This window comes from Flavobacterium sp. (genome assembly GCF_031409475.1).
GTDB lineage: Bacteria > Bacteroidota > Bacteroidia > Flavobacteriales > Flavobacteriaceae > Flavobacterium.
Map to the genome: position 1 here is coordinate 206,537 of NZ_JANNXH010000066.1, position 14,725 is coordinate 221,261.

Sequence of the window (14,725 nt, forward strand, 5' to 3'; positions counted from 1 at the left end):
TAATTCTATTTTTCAATATATATTTACATCAGAATTATTTAAAGTAGAAAATATTTATGTTACAAAATAAAATTATACTCGGCAGTGAGGAATGGTGTTCGTTGCCTGAATTAGGAATTCCTAATATCAAAGCTCGGGTTGACTCTGGAGCAAAAACATCAGCACTTCACGCCTTAAATATTGCCCCATTTATAAAGGATGGTCAGAATTGGGTCAAATTCGACATCAATCCCATCCAGAATAATGTTAAAACAATCATTCATTGCGAAGCTCCTTTAGTAGATAAAAGAATCGTAAAAAGCTCCAGTGGTTTCAGAGAACAACGCTATGTAATTCATACTTCTTTACAAATTGGAAATTCTAGTTGGCTAATTGAAATGACATTGACTAACCGAGATTCAATGGGTTTTAGAATGTTGTTAGGTCGTGAAGCTATGAGTGGAAGAGTTTTGGTTGATCCAGAACAAGAATATCTTTTGGGGCAACCTACAAGCGATAATCTAAAGGAAGTATACAAGAATTTCGAAAAAGCAAGCTCTGGTTTACGTATCGGACTTTTGGCTAGTAATCCAGAATTGTATAGCAACAAGCGAATTATGGAAGCTGGCGAAATGCGTGGCCACGAAATGCATTTTTTGAATATCAAAGAGTGCTATATGAAATTAGATGCCAAAACACCTGAAATTCATTATCGTGGTGGAATAATTTTGAATAAATTTGATGCAATTATCCCACGAATTCGTCCGAGTATTACTTTTTATGGCTGCGCATTAACGCGTCAATTTGAAGCTTTGAATGTTTTTTGTCTAAATTCCTCTACAGCAATCACACAATCACGTGATAAATTATTTTCCTTGCAATTACTTTTACAAAGTGGAATTGACATCCCGACAACAGGTTTTGCTAATTCTCCATTGGACACTGATGATTTAATAAAAATGGTTGGAGGTTCTCCATTGATTATAAAATTACTCGAGGGAACACAGGGCAAAGGTGTGGTGTTGGCCGAAACAAAAAAAGCAGCAGAAAGTGTTATCAATGCTTTTAAAAGTTTAAATGCTAACATACTAGTTCAAGAGTTTATTAAGGAAGCTGATGGCAAAGATTTACGTTTGTTTGTGGTTGATGGAAAAGTCGTGGCCACAATTCAGCGTGAAGCAATGCCAGGAGAGTTCAGAGCTAACATTCATCTTGGAGGAACTGCTTCGATTATAAAACCCACTTCCGAAGAGAAAAAAATCGCCATCCGCGCCGCAAAAGCAATGGATTTAAAAGTAGCAGGGGTTGATATTATTCGCTCTTCAAAAGGTCCTTTATTACTCGAAGTGAATTCATCTCCAGGACTTGAAGGTATTGAAGGTGCAACAAATAAAGACATTGCTGGAGAAATGATTCTGGCTATTGAAAAGAATTTTAAACTGAAATAGGTTTTGACTAAAGACATTTTATACCAACAAAAAACTCCATCTCGATTATAACGGATGGAGTTTTTTAATCTTAATACTTTATACTAAATACTTAATTCTTATTTTATAAATTCAATTTTTTGAACCTCTTCTTCATTGATACTATCAAAGAATCCTTGTTCATTCATCCAATCGTCACTGTATACTTTACTCATATAACGTGAGCCGTGATCTGGAAAAATAGCAATTACATTACTGTTCTTATCAAATTCTCCTTCATCAGCATATTGTTTAATGGCTTGTAAGACTGCTCCAGAAGTATAGCCTACAAATAAGCCTTCTTTCTTAGCTAATTCTCTTGTAGAATGAGCGCTTTCTTCATCAGTGACTTTCATGAATTGATCTATAATATCAAAATCTGTAGCTGATGGGATTAGATTTTTACCCAAACCTTCAATTCTATACGGGTAAATTTCGTCATTATCAAACTCTTTTGTTTCGTGGTATTTTTTTAATACCGAACCAAAAGCATCAACTCCAAGTATTCTAATATTTGGATTTTGCTCTTTCAAATATTTTGCAGTTCCCGAAATAGTTCCACCTGTTCCGCTACAACATACTAGATGTGTAATTTTACCATTTGTTTGTTCCCAAATCTCAGGTCCTGTAGATTTATAATGTGCATCAACATTGAGTTGATTAAAATACTGATTGATATATACAGAGCCTTTGGTTTCTTCATGCAAACGCTTGGCAACATTATAATAAGAACGGTCATCATCTGCAGATACATGTGCTGGGCAAACATATACTTTAGCACCTAAACTACGCAACATATCTATTTTATCGCGTGATGATTTTGAGCTTACTGCCAATATGCAATCGTATCCTTTTATTATACTTACCATTGCTAAACTAAATCCAGTATTGCCAGAAGTTGTTTCAATAATAGTATCTCCAGGTGTCAAAATTCCTTGTTTTTCTGCTTCTTCAATTATGTATAAAGCTATTCTATCTTTAGTGGAATGTCCAGGGTTAAAAGCCTCTACCTTAGCATAGAAATTTCCTTCTAACTCTTCTGTAACTCTATTTAATTTAATAAGTGGAGTGTTACCTATTAATTCTAAAATATTATTGTAAGCTTTTATTTCTTCTTTCATAAAAAAATAGTTAATCAAGGATACTTTTTAAATTAACCTAAAATCTTTGCAAATTTAACAAAAAAAATCTAATTAGTTTTTATTTTTTTCTAAATCTAGCAAAAAACTATATTCTTTTGCTAATTCCTTAATGGCTTCGAACCTTCCCGATGCACCACCATGTCCAGCATCCATATTTGTATGAAGGAACAAAACGGTATCATTATTTTTTAATGACCGTAATTTTGCTACCCATTTTGCTGGTTCCCAATATTGCACTTGAGAATCGTGTAAACCAGTTGAAACATACATATTAGGATAGCCTTGTGATTTTACATTGTCATAGGGCGAATAAGACTTCATATAATCATAATATTTTTTAACATTTGGGTTTCCCCATTCATCATATTCTCCAGTTGTTAGCGGAATACTTTCGTCAAGCATCGTAGTAATTACATCAACAAATGGAACTTGTGCAATGATGCCATTATACAATTCAGGTGCTAAATTTACAACAACTCCCATCAACAATCCTCCTGCTGAACCTCCTTCGGCATACAAATGTTCTGGTGAAGTGTATTTTTGATCAATTAAAAATTTAGAGCAATCAATAAAATCAGTAAAGGTGTTTTTCTTTTTAAGTAATTTTCCGTCATCATACCATTGTCTTCCTAAATCTTCGCCACCACGAATGTGTGCTATCGCAAAAATAAATCCTCTGTCTAATAAGGATAGTATTGTGGACGAAAACGAAGTGTCCATTGTAATTCCATAAGAACCGTAGGCATAAAGTAACAAAGGGTTTTTGCTGTCTTTTTTCAATTTTTTACTGTAAACCATTGAAATAGGAACTTTGACACCATCAATTGCAGTTGCCCAAACTCGCTCTTCAGTATAATTATTTTTATCAAATTTTCCCCCAAGTACTTGTTGCTCTTTCAAGATTTCTTTAGTCTTTGTCAACATATTAAAATCAATTACCGATGATGGTGTTGCTAGTGATTGGTAGCTATAACGCAAAATATCAGTATCAAAATCTACATTTGATGTTGCATAAGCATTATAGGTTTCACTCTCAAAAGGCAAATAATATTCTCCTGCTCCACTCCACGGCATAATCCTAATGTGATTCAAACCGTTTGAACGTTCTTCTAAAACTAAATAATTCTTGAAAATTTCGATATCTTCTAATAAAACATCGGCACGATGTGTAATAACTTCTGTCCAGTTTTCTTTTGCAGTAGCTGTTTCCAAAGTCTTCATTAACTTGAAGTTTGTAGCTTTGTCTTTATTAGTTAATATATAAAAACTATCTCCGTAATGATTGATACTGTATTCCAGACCTCGAACTCGTTTCTGAAAAATTTCGAATTTCCCGTCAGGATTGTTAGCATCTAGTATTTGATATTCTGTGGTAAGTGTACTTCCTGATTCTATGGCTAGGTATTTTCTGGATTTAGATTTGGCAATCTCAACATTAAAAGTATCGTCTTTTTCAAAATAAACCAATACATCATCTGCTTGATTTGCCCCTAATTTGTGTTTGAAAATCTTATCCGAACGCAGGGTAAGTTCATCTTGGCTCGAATAAAAAATGGTTTTATTATCGTTTGCCCAAACCGCAGTACCCGAAACTTTTTCGATTTTATCAGCAAGGATTTCGCCAGTTTCTAAATTTTTAACTTTAATATCATAAATTCTTCTTCCTATGATATCAAAACTAAAAACGGCTAACGTATTATCTGGACTGATACTCAAACCACCTAATTGAAAATAAGAATGTCCTTCAGCCAATTCATTACAATCAAACATGATTTCTTCTTTGGCTGAAAGGCTTTCCTTTTTTCGGGAATAAATAGGATAATCTTTACCTGTTTCAAAACGAGTTATATAGTAATAACCGCTGTATAAGTAAGGAACAGATTCATCTTCTTCCTTGATTCTACCTTTCATTTCTTCAAATAATTCCTTCTGAAAATCATTTGTATGTGCAGTCATCGTATCGTAATATGCGTTTTCTTGGTTCAAATAATCTATGACTTCAAGATTTTCTCTATCGTTCAACCAATAGTAGTTATCAGTCCTTGTGTCTTTATGTTTTTTTAATAATTTTGGGATTACTTTTGCTGTTGGAGCAATTATTTTTTCTGGCATTGTTTGCGCGTTTGTTTTAGGAATTAAAGTTGCAAAAATAACACAAAAGCAACTTAGAGTAAGACCGTTTTTCATTAATTTTTATTGAATATGACCGCACAATATAGTAATTTTGTAACAATGTAATTTTAAAAAGTTAAAAAAATGGATTTAATGGGAATGATGGGTAAATTGAAAGAAACCCAACGAAAAATAGAAGAAACAAAACTACGTTTAGATTCGGTTTTAATCGATGAGCAAAGTATTGATGGCTCATTGAAAGTAACTTTTACTGCAAACGGAAAACTAAAATCCATCGTTATTGCTGATATCTTATTAGAAGACAAAGAGCAACTCGAAGATTATTTAGTTGTAACACTAAACAAGGCCATCGAAAAAGCCTCAAAAGTAAACCAAGCTGAACTCGACGCTGTTGCCAAAGTCGATATGCCCATGATTCCGGGAATGGACGAAATGTTTAAATAAAAGATAATTTAATCCCAAAAATAATACAATGATAAAACATAAAAACTGGCATGAAAAACACATTGAAACTTCTAGCTTCGGAAATAGCCTATCAGATGCAGTGGCCAAAGGAATGGGTTCTTGGAAATTTATTATTTTTCAAACTATTTTAGTAATTCTTTGGATGGGATTTAATATTATTGGTTTTTTCTATCATTGGGATGTGTATCCGTTTATTTTACTCAATCTTCTTTTCTCTACACAAGCTGCTTATGCTGCGCCAATTATTATGATGTCCCAAAACAGACAAAACGAAAGAGACAGATTGCAAGCTCAAGCGGATTATCAAACAAATATTGATGCAAAGCAAGAAATTGAAGCTTTAACTATAATGATAAATCGACTTGAGGTAGAAAAATTGGATAAAATTATAGCAATGTTGGAGGAAATGAAAAAATAAAATTAAAAAGGTTTAGCATAAGCTAAACCTTTTCACAATTAAATCAAAAAGAGAACCAATTGAATTGTGACCAACAAAATTCAAACCAACTCTTAATGATTATATGTATTTCCAGCAACATCAAAAGTGTTGTCGTTTTAATTCACAGCTATTCTAAACGAGCTAATAATTACTTTTTATATTCACACATCAAAATTCAAATCATCCCAAACACCATCATACCAGTGCAATGGCGATAACTTATTTAGGAATCGCTTGGCTTTAGTATGAACTGATTTTTTTGCAGTTGCTTTATCCTGAATTTCTGGAATTATGTTAGAGTAAATAGGTGTTTCAGGAACATTATTTCCGAGTTGAAAACTTTGAGTATAATTTAAATGTAATTTCATAATTATAAAGTTTTATAGTTTTTACATTACAAATCTCGAAATTATTCCAGTGTTTTTTATCCCCTAAAAGAGTGATTTTTAATTCAATAGTAGGATTATTAAAATATTATGTGAAATCTTTACAAGCATAACAATTAGTAATAATTAATATGAAAAATATAACAACTATTTTAGTTTTGTTTTTAAGTTTTGGAATTTATTCACAAATAAATATCGATTCATTGCAGAATGTTTTAGACAAAACAACTCCAAACAAAACAAACTTTGAAAATTATATTAAAGTCATTCAAAATTATCAACCAGATAATATTGAAGCATCACAAGCAATAGGTAGTTGGTTAATAAAAAATACTAACTCTACTATATTTCTTGAAAATCAGGCTAATGCATACCTTAATTTAGGAATAAAATATAGTGATGCTGACAATGTTGAATTGGCTATTAAAAATGTTATAAATGCCACGCGCATTGCAGAGAAAAATAATTTTTACGAAATACTATCAAAATCTTATAATGAACTTGGTAATATTTATAGATATCATAAACAATTAGATAAATCAATTGAGTTTTTTAAAAAATCAATTGCAATCAGTGAGAGTAATCATTTATACAGATATTCTGCGATAACAAAATATAATTTAGCAGGAACTTATTTAAGTAAAGGTTATAATAACACCGATACTATTAAAATGTCGATAAAAATTATAAATGAAAGTATCGCTTTAATGAAAAAATTGAAAGATACGGCATCAATTATAACATTTAGTAATGGTATTAGCCAAGCTTACACAGATTTAAAAGATTATGATTCAGGATTAAAAATATTAAATGATACGGAGCCATTAATAAAATCAACAAATGATGAAAGTTTATTTGTAACTCATTATTTGAGAATGGGCAAAATTTATAATGACAAAGGTGATTTTAAAAAGGCGATACAAAATTATGATAAAAGTTTAGCGTTAGCATTAAAATATAAAATGCATAGATGGGAATATAATGTTTACATGGGATATGCTGAAACTTATGAAAATTTAGGCAATTACAAACAAGCTAATAAATTTAATATTCTTTATAGTGACCTTCGGGATTCCCTAACAGATGTAGAGAACTTTAAAGCAGCTTCCGACATGCAAAATCTTTATGAAACTCAAAAAAAAGAAACTGAAATTATCAAACTCAAAACCACAAACGAAAAAAAAGCAAATCTCAACAAAATCTTGATCGGAACCTCAATTGGACTCTTGTTAATTGGTTTTCTGGGTTATCGAAATTTTAGAAATAAACGAAAAATCCAAAACTTAAAAATCACCGAACTCGAAAAAGACAAGCAACTTCTCGCAATCGATGCAATGCTAAAAGGACAAGAAGAAGAACGTGGTCGCATTGCTAAAGACTTGCATGATGGGCTTGGCGGACTTTTATCGGGAACAAAATTATCCTTTACAAACATGAGAGAAAACTTAATACTCACTCCCGAAAACGCACTGCAATTCGAAAAATCATTAAATATGCTGGATACCACAATTGCCGACTTACGCAAAGTCGCACACAATTTAATGCCCGAAGCATTAGTCAAATTTGGGCTTGATGAAGCTTTGAGAGATTTTTGTAACAGCATACAAGCAGCAACTACGATTAAAGTAGATTATCAAAAATTAGGTGTCGAAAGAAAAATTAACACAACTACCCAAACTTTCATTTATAGAATCATTCAAGAACTAATTAACAATGCTGTAAAACATGCACAAGCCAAAGAAATTTTGGTACAACTCGCATTTACAGATAAAAAAATTATAATTACTATAGAAGACAACGGCAAAGGATATGATGCCAATAGAGTCAAAAATAAAAAAGGAGACGGTTTAAATAATATAGAATATCGGGTTCAATATCTTAACGGAACCATTGACACCATATCATCCCCAAATAACGGAACCGCAGTAAACATAGAACTCAATGCGTGATAATCCCATAAAAGTATTCCTTGTTGATGACCACCAGATGGTGATTGAAGGCATAAAAACATTGCTACTTGGGGAAAACTGTATTCAACTTGTAGGTGCTGCAAATAATGCCGAGATGTGCTTGCAATTTTTCAAAATGCAAACAAGTGATGTGATTTTAATGGATATAAATCTTCCAGATAGTAGTGGGATTGAATTGTGCAAAATCATCACATCAAAATATCCAAGTATAAAAGTCATTGCGCTAAGTACTCATAATCAAGGAACTTATGTACGTAAAATGTTAGAAAGTGGCGCTACTGGTTATTTGCTAAAAAATGCCGATAAACATGAAATTATAAAAGCAATTCAAACCGTTTATAATGGAACAAATTACCTGACTTATGAAGCAGATCGAGCTCTACGATACGAAAATGAACTACAAAATAAGTTACCAAAACTCACCAAACGTGAAAAAGAAGTACTAATTCTAATTGTCGAAGGATTAACTAATGCACAAATTTCTGAAAAACTATTTATAAGTATTGACACTGTTGACAGCCATCGAAAAAATTTGCATACCAAATTAGAGGTTAAAAACACGGCAATGTTAATAAAATTTGCGACAGAAAATAATTTATTATAACCGCTTTAAAACTCCATTTTCGCTAACGTTTCCAACACATACGTATGCATGACTTCTTTATAATCTAGATGCGTAACCATTCGCAAAGTACCTTTTGCCAATAAACTAATTGCAATGCCTTTTTGTTTGAGTTTATCAATGATTTCTTGGTCATGAATATGAGGTTGAACTGAAAACACAATGATATTGGTTTCAACTGGAGCGACATTTAAAACCCACTTACATTGTGCTAATTGTTTCCCTAATTCCTTTGCCCTACGATGATCTTCTTCTAGCCTGTTAATATTATTTTGTAAAGCATAAATTCCGGCTGCCGCCAAATAGCCTGACTGTCGCATGTTGCCACCAAAAATTTTTCGGATGCGAATGGCTCTTTTTATTGTAGCCGCATCCGAAACTAAAACCGAACCAATTGGCGCACCCAATCCTTTAGAAAAACAAACCGAAATCGTATCGAATAGTGCTCCAAATTGTTTTGGATGTTGCTTTTTGGCAACCAAAGCATTCCATAATCGTGCACCATCAAGATGGTATTTCAAATTATTCTCGACACAAACTTGTTTGATTTTTATTAACTCTTCCATCTCATAACAAGCGCCGCCACCTTTATTTGTTGTGTTTTCAATCCCCACCATTTTTGATAATGGAGTATGATAAAATTCGGGATCATTAATACCTGCTTTTACTTGTTCCGCAGTTATTAATCCTCGATTTCCGTCCAATAAGTTAAAATTTACACCGCTATTTGATGATGCTCCACCAGATTCATATAAGTGAATGTGAGACCATTTATCGGCTATGATTTGGTCACCAGGATTGGTGTGTAACTTGATCGCGGTTTGGTTTGCCATAGTTCCAGACGGAAAAAATAACGCCGCTTCCATACCAAATAAATCTGCAACTTGAGCTTCAAACTCATTGACTGTTGGATCTTGCTTAAAAACATCATCGCCTACTTCTGCTTTAAACATCGCTTGAAGCATTTCTGGCGAAGGTTTGGTAACGGTATCACTAATTAAATTTATTTCCATATATACTTTAGATAGTTTATTTTCGCACTTTAATTTCTTGTTTTAAGGATAGCCTAGCCCTGATTGCAGTGAAAATCCCACGCTTTTTTGCGTGGATTGTAGCGAAAAGCAGGAAATAGCTCCAAAAAATCAGTACAAAATTACTATAATTTATGACAACTACCGAACAAATAAAAGGTATTGTAGAGCGTCTTGGTGCGTTGAGGAGGTATCTTTGACGTTGATGCCAAACTAATTGAAATCACCAACGAGGAAGAAAAAACGTTAGCGCCTGATTTTTGGAACAATCCCAAAGAAGCCGAAAGCTATGTAAAAATCCTGCGTTCCAAGAAAAAATGGATTGACGATTACAATAAGGCGGTCGAAATGGCTGATGAGTTGCAACTTGCCTTCGAATTCTACAAAGAAGGCGAATACACTGTCGAGGAATTAGACGAGCAATTCAAAGCCACCGAAAATCATATCGAAGCCATAGAATTCAAAAATATGCTTTCGGAAGAAGGCGATACTTTGAGTGCTGTTTTGCAAATTACGGCTGGTGCTGGCGGAACTGAAAGTTGCGATTGGGCCGAAATGCTCATGCGAATGTATATGATGTGGGCAGAAAAGCAAGGCTACAAAATCAAAGAACTCAATTATCAGAAAGGTGATGCGGCTGGAATAAAAACGGTAACGCTCGAAATAGAAGGCGATTATTCTTTTGGTTATCTAAAAGGTGAAAATGGCGTACACCGTTTGGTTCGAATTTCTCCTTTTGATAGCAATGCCAAAAGGCACACTTCGTTTGTTTCGGTTTATGTGTATCCACTTGTTGATGACAGTATCGAAATAGATATTAATCCTGCTGATATCGAAATTACAACTTCACGTTCTAGTGGTGCTGGAGGACAAAATGTGAATAAGGTGGAAACCAAAGTACAATTAGTTCATAAACCTACAGGAATCCAAATTCAATGTTCTGAAACCCGTTCGCAACAAGATAACAGACAGCGTGCAATGCAAATGTTGCGCTCACAGTTGTACGAAATTGAATTAAAAAAACAACAAGCTGAACGTGCTAATATTGAAGCTGGAAAAATGAAAATAGAATGGGGTTCGCAAATCAGGAATTATGTAATGCAACCTTATAAATTAGTCAAAGATGTGCGCACAGGCTATGAATCTAGTGATGTTGATGGTGTGATGAATGGCGAAATCGACGAATTTTTGAAAGCCTATTTAATGATGATGGGACAAAAAGAGGAATAATTGACAGATTTTAGATTTAACTTGAATAACTATGTCATTCTGACGCAGGAAGAATCTCAACAAACTTGAGCATAAAGATGAGATTCTTCCTGCGTCAGAATGACAAAGCACCGACTCGTTTTTGTCGGTAAATTCAAAATTAAGATGGTATAAATTGCAGATTACAGTCTCTAAACTTTGGATCATTTTTAATTTCGTTAAAAACTCCCTTCAACTTTCATTTTACAAAAAGCTGAAATGGTTTTATATACAGTTTTAATTCGAAAAAACAACCCATTAGGAAATTCAAAGCAAATTCACTTAATTTGATTTATAAATCAAACCGAATTCTCCAAATCAATGAAATCATACTCAACCCTCGAAATAAATGAAGTTCTAAAAGGCATTATTATTGGTGAAACTTCTCAATCTATTACTGCTCCAGAGCAATTAGAAGCTGCAACTGATACCGAGATTTCATTTATTGGAAACAGAAAATACGAAAAATTTTGGGAAACTTCCAAAGCCTGTGTTGCTGTTGTAAACGAAGATATTTCGATTGAACCTGGTGAAAACAGGGCTTTTATAAAAGTAAAAAATGCTGATTTAGCGATGTCTCAGGTTTTGGAGCTTTTTGCACCACCAACACCACTTTTTAGTTCTGAGATTCATCCAACGGCAATAATTGATCTAACCGCAACTATATGTAATGGTGCGAAAATTGGCGCTGGATGTTATATTGGTCCAAATGTAGTGATCGGTGACAATACTATTATTTATCCAAATGTTACGATTCTTGACGAATGTACCATTGGTAAAAACTCTATAATCTGGTCAGGAACAGTAGTTCGGGAACGTTGTCATATTGGTAATGATTGTATTTTGCATCCTAATTGTACTATTGGTGCAGATGGTTTTGGATTTCGACCTTGTCCCGAAAGAGGTTTGGTAAAAATTCCACAAATAGGCAACGTCATTATCGGAAATGGTGTCGAAATTGGAGCAAACTCTTGTGTCGATAGAGGCAAATTTAGTTCGACTGTTCTTGGTGATGGTTGCAAAATTGATAATTTAGTACAGATAGGTCATAACTCTAAACTGGGAAAATTCTGTATCATGGCTGGAAATTCTGGACTGGCTGGTTCAGTAACTCTAGGAAATGGTGTTATCATTGGCGGAAGCGCATCGATAAAAGACCATACAACAATAGGTGACGGAGCAATTGTTGGTGCTGGTTCAGGTGTAACTGGCGATATTCCGGCTGGAAAAGTTATGCTAGGATATCCTGCAGTTGAAGCTCGTGATGCATTGAAACAATGGGCTATCTTGAAAAGGCTGGTTAATGATTCAAAAAAATAAATTAAATAGTTTAAAATTTAACCACCGATTGCTTCGCCTATTCGCTATCGCTCGAGTCACAGATTATAAACATTGAAATAAATTTAACACTCAATAAAAATAGTATTCAATTTAAACCACATAAGGCAAATAAGAACATATAAGACAAACAATTGAAGCCCAACTTAAATGAACTTAAATGCCTTATATGGTAAAATAAATTGCACCCTTAAATATTTAAAATCTATTAATCTGCTGTGATTTTAACAATTTTGTATTCAATATTTCTATCGATTATTCTAAAATATATTTTAATAGATTTCGTAATTTAGCCAACACAATTTTAGCCAAAAAACATATTTCACTATGGACTTGAACTTCAATAAAAACGAAGACCACAATAAACTTCTACTATCCCAACTGCGACAAAAATTCACCAAAGTCAAACTTGGTGGCGGTGAAAAACGCATACAAAAATTACACTCCGAAGGCAAAATGACAGCGCGCGAGCGCATTGATTATTTGCTTGACGCCAAAGGGAAATGTATAGAAATTGGCGCTTTTGTTGGTGAAGGAATGTATGCTGAACACGGCGGTTGTCCATCTGGTGGCGTTGTAGTGAAAATAGGTTACATCAAAGGAAAACAATGCATTGTTGTTGCAAATGACGCTACAGTAAAAGCCGGAGCTTGGTTTCCAATCACAGCAAAGAAAAACCTTCGCGCTCAAGAAATTGCGATGGAAAATAGATTGCCAATTATTTATTTAGTGGATTCGGCTGGCGTTTATTTGCCATTGCAAGATGAAATTTTTCCGGACAAGGAACATTTCGGGCGCATATTTAGAAATAACGCACAAATGAGCAGCATGGGAATTACTCAAATCGCAGCTGTTATGGGAAGTTGTGTTGCTGGTGGCGCTTATCTTCCTATTATGAGTGACGAAGCCATGATTGTTGATAAAACCGGAAGTATTTTCCTGGCGGGAAGTTATTTAGTGAAAGCAGCTATTGGCGAAAGCATAGACAACGAAACTCTTGGCGGAGCTACAACCCATTGTGAAATTTCGGGAGTTACAGATTATAAAGCCAAAGACGACAAAGACGCATTAGACAGAATAAAAAATATTATTAGCAAAATAGGTGATTTTGATAAGGCAGGTTTCAATAGAGAAAAAGCTCAAAAACCAGCTTTGGACGAAAAAGAAATGTATGGCATTTTGCCAAAAGCAAGAAACGAGCAATACGACATGATGGAAATCATCAATCGATTGGTTGATAACTCCGAATTTGAAACGTATAAAGACGGTTATGGTCAAACAATAATTACGGGTTATGCGCGAATTGACGGTTGGGCAGTTGGGATTGTTGCTAACCAACGAAAAGTAGTAAAAACCAAAACGGGAGAAATGCAATTTGGTGGAGTCATTTATTCAGATTCTGCGGACAAAGCCACTCGGTTTATTGCCAATTGCAATCAAAAGAAAATTCCTTTAGTTTTTATCCAAGATGTTACCGGTTTTATGGTGGGTTCCAAATCAGAACATGGCGGAATCATTAAAGATGGTGCCAAAATGGTGAATGCTGTTTCAAATTCAGTAGTGCCAAAATTCACAGTAATTGTTGGTAATTCTTATGGTGCAGGAAATTATGCTATGTGTGGAAAAGCCTATGATCCAAGACTAATTTTCGCTTGGCCAAGTGCCGAACTCGCTGTAATGGGAGGAACACAAGCCGCAAAAGTATTGGCACAAATAGAAGCTTCTTCGCTAAAAGCTAAGGGAGAACTCGTAGATGAAGCTAAAGAGGCAGCGTTGTTTGACAAAATAAAAGCACGATATGACGAGCAAGTTTCGCCATATTATGCAGCTTCTCGATTGTGGACAGATGCTATAATTGATCCTTTAGATACTAGAACTTGGATTTCTATGGGAATCGAAGCTGCAAACCACTCGCCTATTGAAAAGAAATTTAATTTAGGTGTGATTCAGGTTTAATTGCATTAAATAAAAAAAACACTTTAATTAAAGTTATCTTTCTAAAAATTAGTACCTTTAGTCTAAACATTTTTAAACTATAGTATTATGAGCAATATAAAAAGTTTGAATAAATGGGCCAATGCGCACACTTATTTATCATTAGATTTGGTACGAATAGCACTTGGCGTGTTTCTATTTGCAAAAGGTGTTTCTTTTATTTCAGATACAGAATATTTAGAAAATTTACTTTCTTCTATAGACAAAATTGGTGGAGGAATGTTTCTCATTCATTATATCGTTCCAGCGCACATGATTGGTGGAATAATGATAGTTTTTGGACTGCTTACTCGATGGGCAATAATCGCACAACTACCTATATTAATAGGTGCAGTTATTATAAATTTTATGGGTCAAATGAACATTCAAAATTTATTACTAGCATTATTTACACTTGCAATTTGCTTATTTTTTGTGTTTTATGGAAGCGGTAAAAATTCTGCTGATTATTATTTTAAAATGGAGAAATAAGATTATAAAAAAGAGATGTCGCGACATCTCTTTTTTGTTG

General features: G+C 33.9%; 13 protein-coding genes. 9 read left to right on the forward strand and 4 right to left on the reverse strand.

Annotation, left to right across the window (positions count from 1 at the left end; translation table 11 throughout):
- The first annotated feature begins 56 nt into the window (after window positions 1-56).
- The gene (gene rimK / locus RMO53_RS12660; RefSeq protein WP_310381395.1) at window positions 57-1,427 is read left to right on the forward strand and encodes a 30S ribosomal protein S6--L-glutamate ligase; all 1,371 of its coding nucleotides are present in this window, start codon (window positions 57-59) and stop codon (window positions 1,425-1,427) included.
- A gap of 98 nt (window positions 1,428-1,525) precedes the next feature.
- Here the strand turns inward: rimK and RMO53_RS12665 are convergent, their stop codons facing one another.
- A complete protein-coding gene (locus tag RMO53_RS12665) occupies window positions 1,526-2,566 on the reverse strand; it encodes a cysteine synthase family protein (RefSeq protein ID WP_310381397.1) in 1,041 nt (346 codons plus the stop codon).
- A 72-nt stretch (window positions 2,567-2,638) separates the two neighbouring features.
- Window positions 2,639-4,699 (reverse strand): S9 family peptidase, encoded by a 2,061-nt coding sequence (locus RMO53_RS12670; protein WP_310381399.1) that lies wholly within the window; start codon window positions 4,697-4,699, stop codon window positions 2,639-2,641.
- Window positions 4,700-4,843: 144 nt separating this feature from the next.
- Here RMO53_RS12670 and RMO53_RS12675 point away from each other — a divergent pair, with 144 nt between their 5' ends.
- Window positions 4,844-5,164 carry a YbaB/EbfC family nucleoid-associated protein gene (locus tag RMO53_RS12675; protein WP_310381400.1) on the forward strand — a complete coding sequence of 107 codons (321 nt, stop codon included), beginning with the start codon at window positions 4,844-4,846 and terminating at the stop codon, window positions 5,162-5,164.
- Between the two features lie 28 nt (window positions 5,165-5,192).
- Complete coding sequence (locus tag RMO53_RS12680) at window positions 5,193-5,603, forward strand: DUF1003 domain-containing protein (RefSeq protein ID WP_310381402.1); 411 nt, start codon at window positions 5,193-5,195, stop codon at window positions 5,601-5,603.
- A gap of 182 nt (window positions 5,604-5,785) precedes the next feature.
- Here the strand turns inward: RMO53_RS12680 and RMO53_RS12685 are convergent, their stop codons facing one another.
- A complete protein-coding gene (locus RMO53_RS12685) occupies window positions 5,786-5,992 on the reverse strand; it encodes a hypothetical protein (RefSeq protein WP_310381403.1) in 207 nt (68 codons plus the stop codon).
- Window positions 5,993-6,141: 149 nt separating this feature from the next.
- On the opposite strand from RMO53_RS12685, the gene RMO53_RS12690 reads away from it, so the two are divergent.
- Together RMO53_RS12690 and RMO53_RS12695 are read left to right on the forward strand one after the other, a co-directional pair.
- A complete protein-coding gene (locus RMO53_RS12690; protein WP_310381405.1) occupies window positions 6,142-7,959 on the forward strand; it encodes a sensor histidine kinase in 1,818 nt (605 codons plus the stop codon).
- A complete protein-coding gene (locus RMO53_RS12695; protein WP_310381407.1) occupies window positions 7,952-8,584 on the forward strand; it encodes a response regulator transcription factor in 633 nt (210 codons plus the stop codon). Before RMO53_RS12690 ends, RMO53_RS12695 begins: the two co-directional genes overlap by 8 nt.
- A gap of 5 nt (window positions 8,585-8,589) precedes the next feature.
- On the opposite strand, the gene RMO53_RS12700 is transcribed toward RMO53_RS12695, so the two are convergent.
- Window positions 8,590-9,615: a GntG family PLP-dependent aldolase gene (locus tag RMO53_RS12700; RefSeq protein WP_310381409.1), complete on the reverse strand. Its 1,026-nt coding sequence runs from the start codon at window positions 9,613-9,615 to the stop codon at window positions 8,590-8,592.
- Between the two features lie 152 nt (window positions 9,616-9,767).
- Here RMO53_RS12700 and prfB point away from each other — a divergent pair.
- The 4 genes from prfB (at window position 9,768) to RMO53_RS12720 (ending at window position 14,685) form a co-directional block, all read left to right on the forward strand.
- Window positions 9,768-10,863, forward strand: a protein-coding gene (gene prfB, locus RMO53_RS12705; RefSeq protein WP_310381411.1) for a peptide chain release factor 2 whose coding sequence is annotated in 2 segments (ribosomal slippage) — window positions 9,768-9,830 and window positions 9,832-10,863 — 1,095 coding nt in all. Because the reading frame shifts where the segments join, the coding sequence is not laid out codon by codon here.
- A 339-nt stretch (window positions 10,864-11,202) separates the two neighbouring features.
- Entirely contained in the window at window positions 11,203-12,201 is a 999-nt protein-coding gene (gene lpxD / locus RMO53_RS12710) for a UDP-3-O-(3-hydroxymyristoyl)glucosamine N-acyltransferase (protein WP_310381413.1), read from the forward strand.
- 345 nt (window positions 12,202-12,546) lie between these two features.
- Window positions 12,547-14,175, forward strand: a complete 1,629-nt coding sequence (locus tag RMO53_RS12715) for a carboxyl transferase domain-containing protein (RefSeq protein WP_310381415.1) — start codon at window positions 12,547-12,549, stop codon at window positions 14,173-14,175.
- Between the two features lie 87 nt (window positions 14,176-14,262).
- Window positions 14,263-14,685 carry a DoxX family protein gene (locus RMO53_RS12720; RefSeq protein WP_310381417.1) on the forward strand — a complete coding sequence of 141 codons (423 nt, stop codon included), beginning with the start codon at window positions 14,263-14,265 and terminating at the stop codon, window positions 14,683-14,685.
- The last annotated feature ends 40 nt before the right edge of the window (window positions 14,686-14,725 follow it).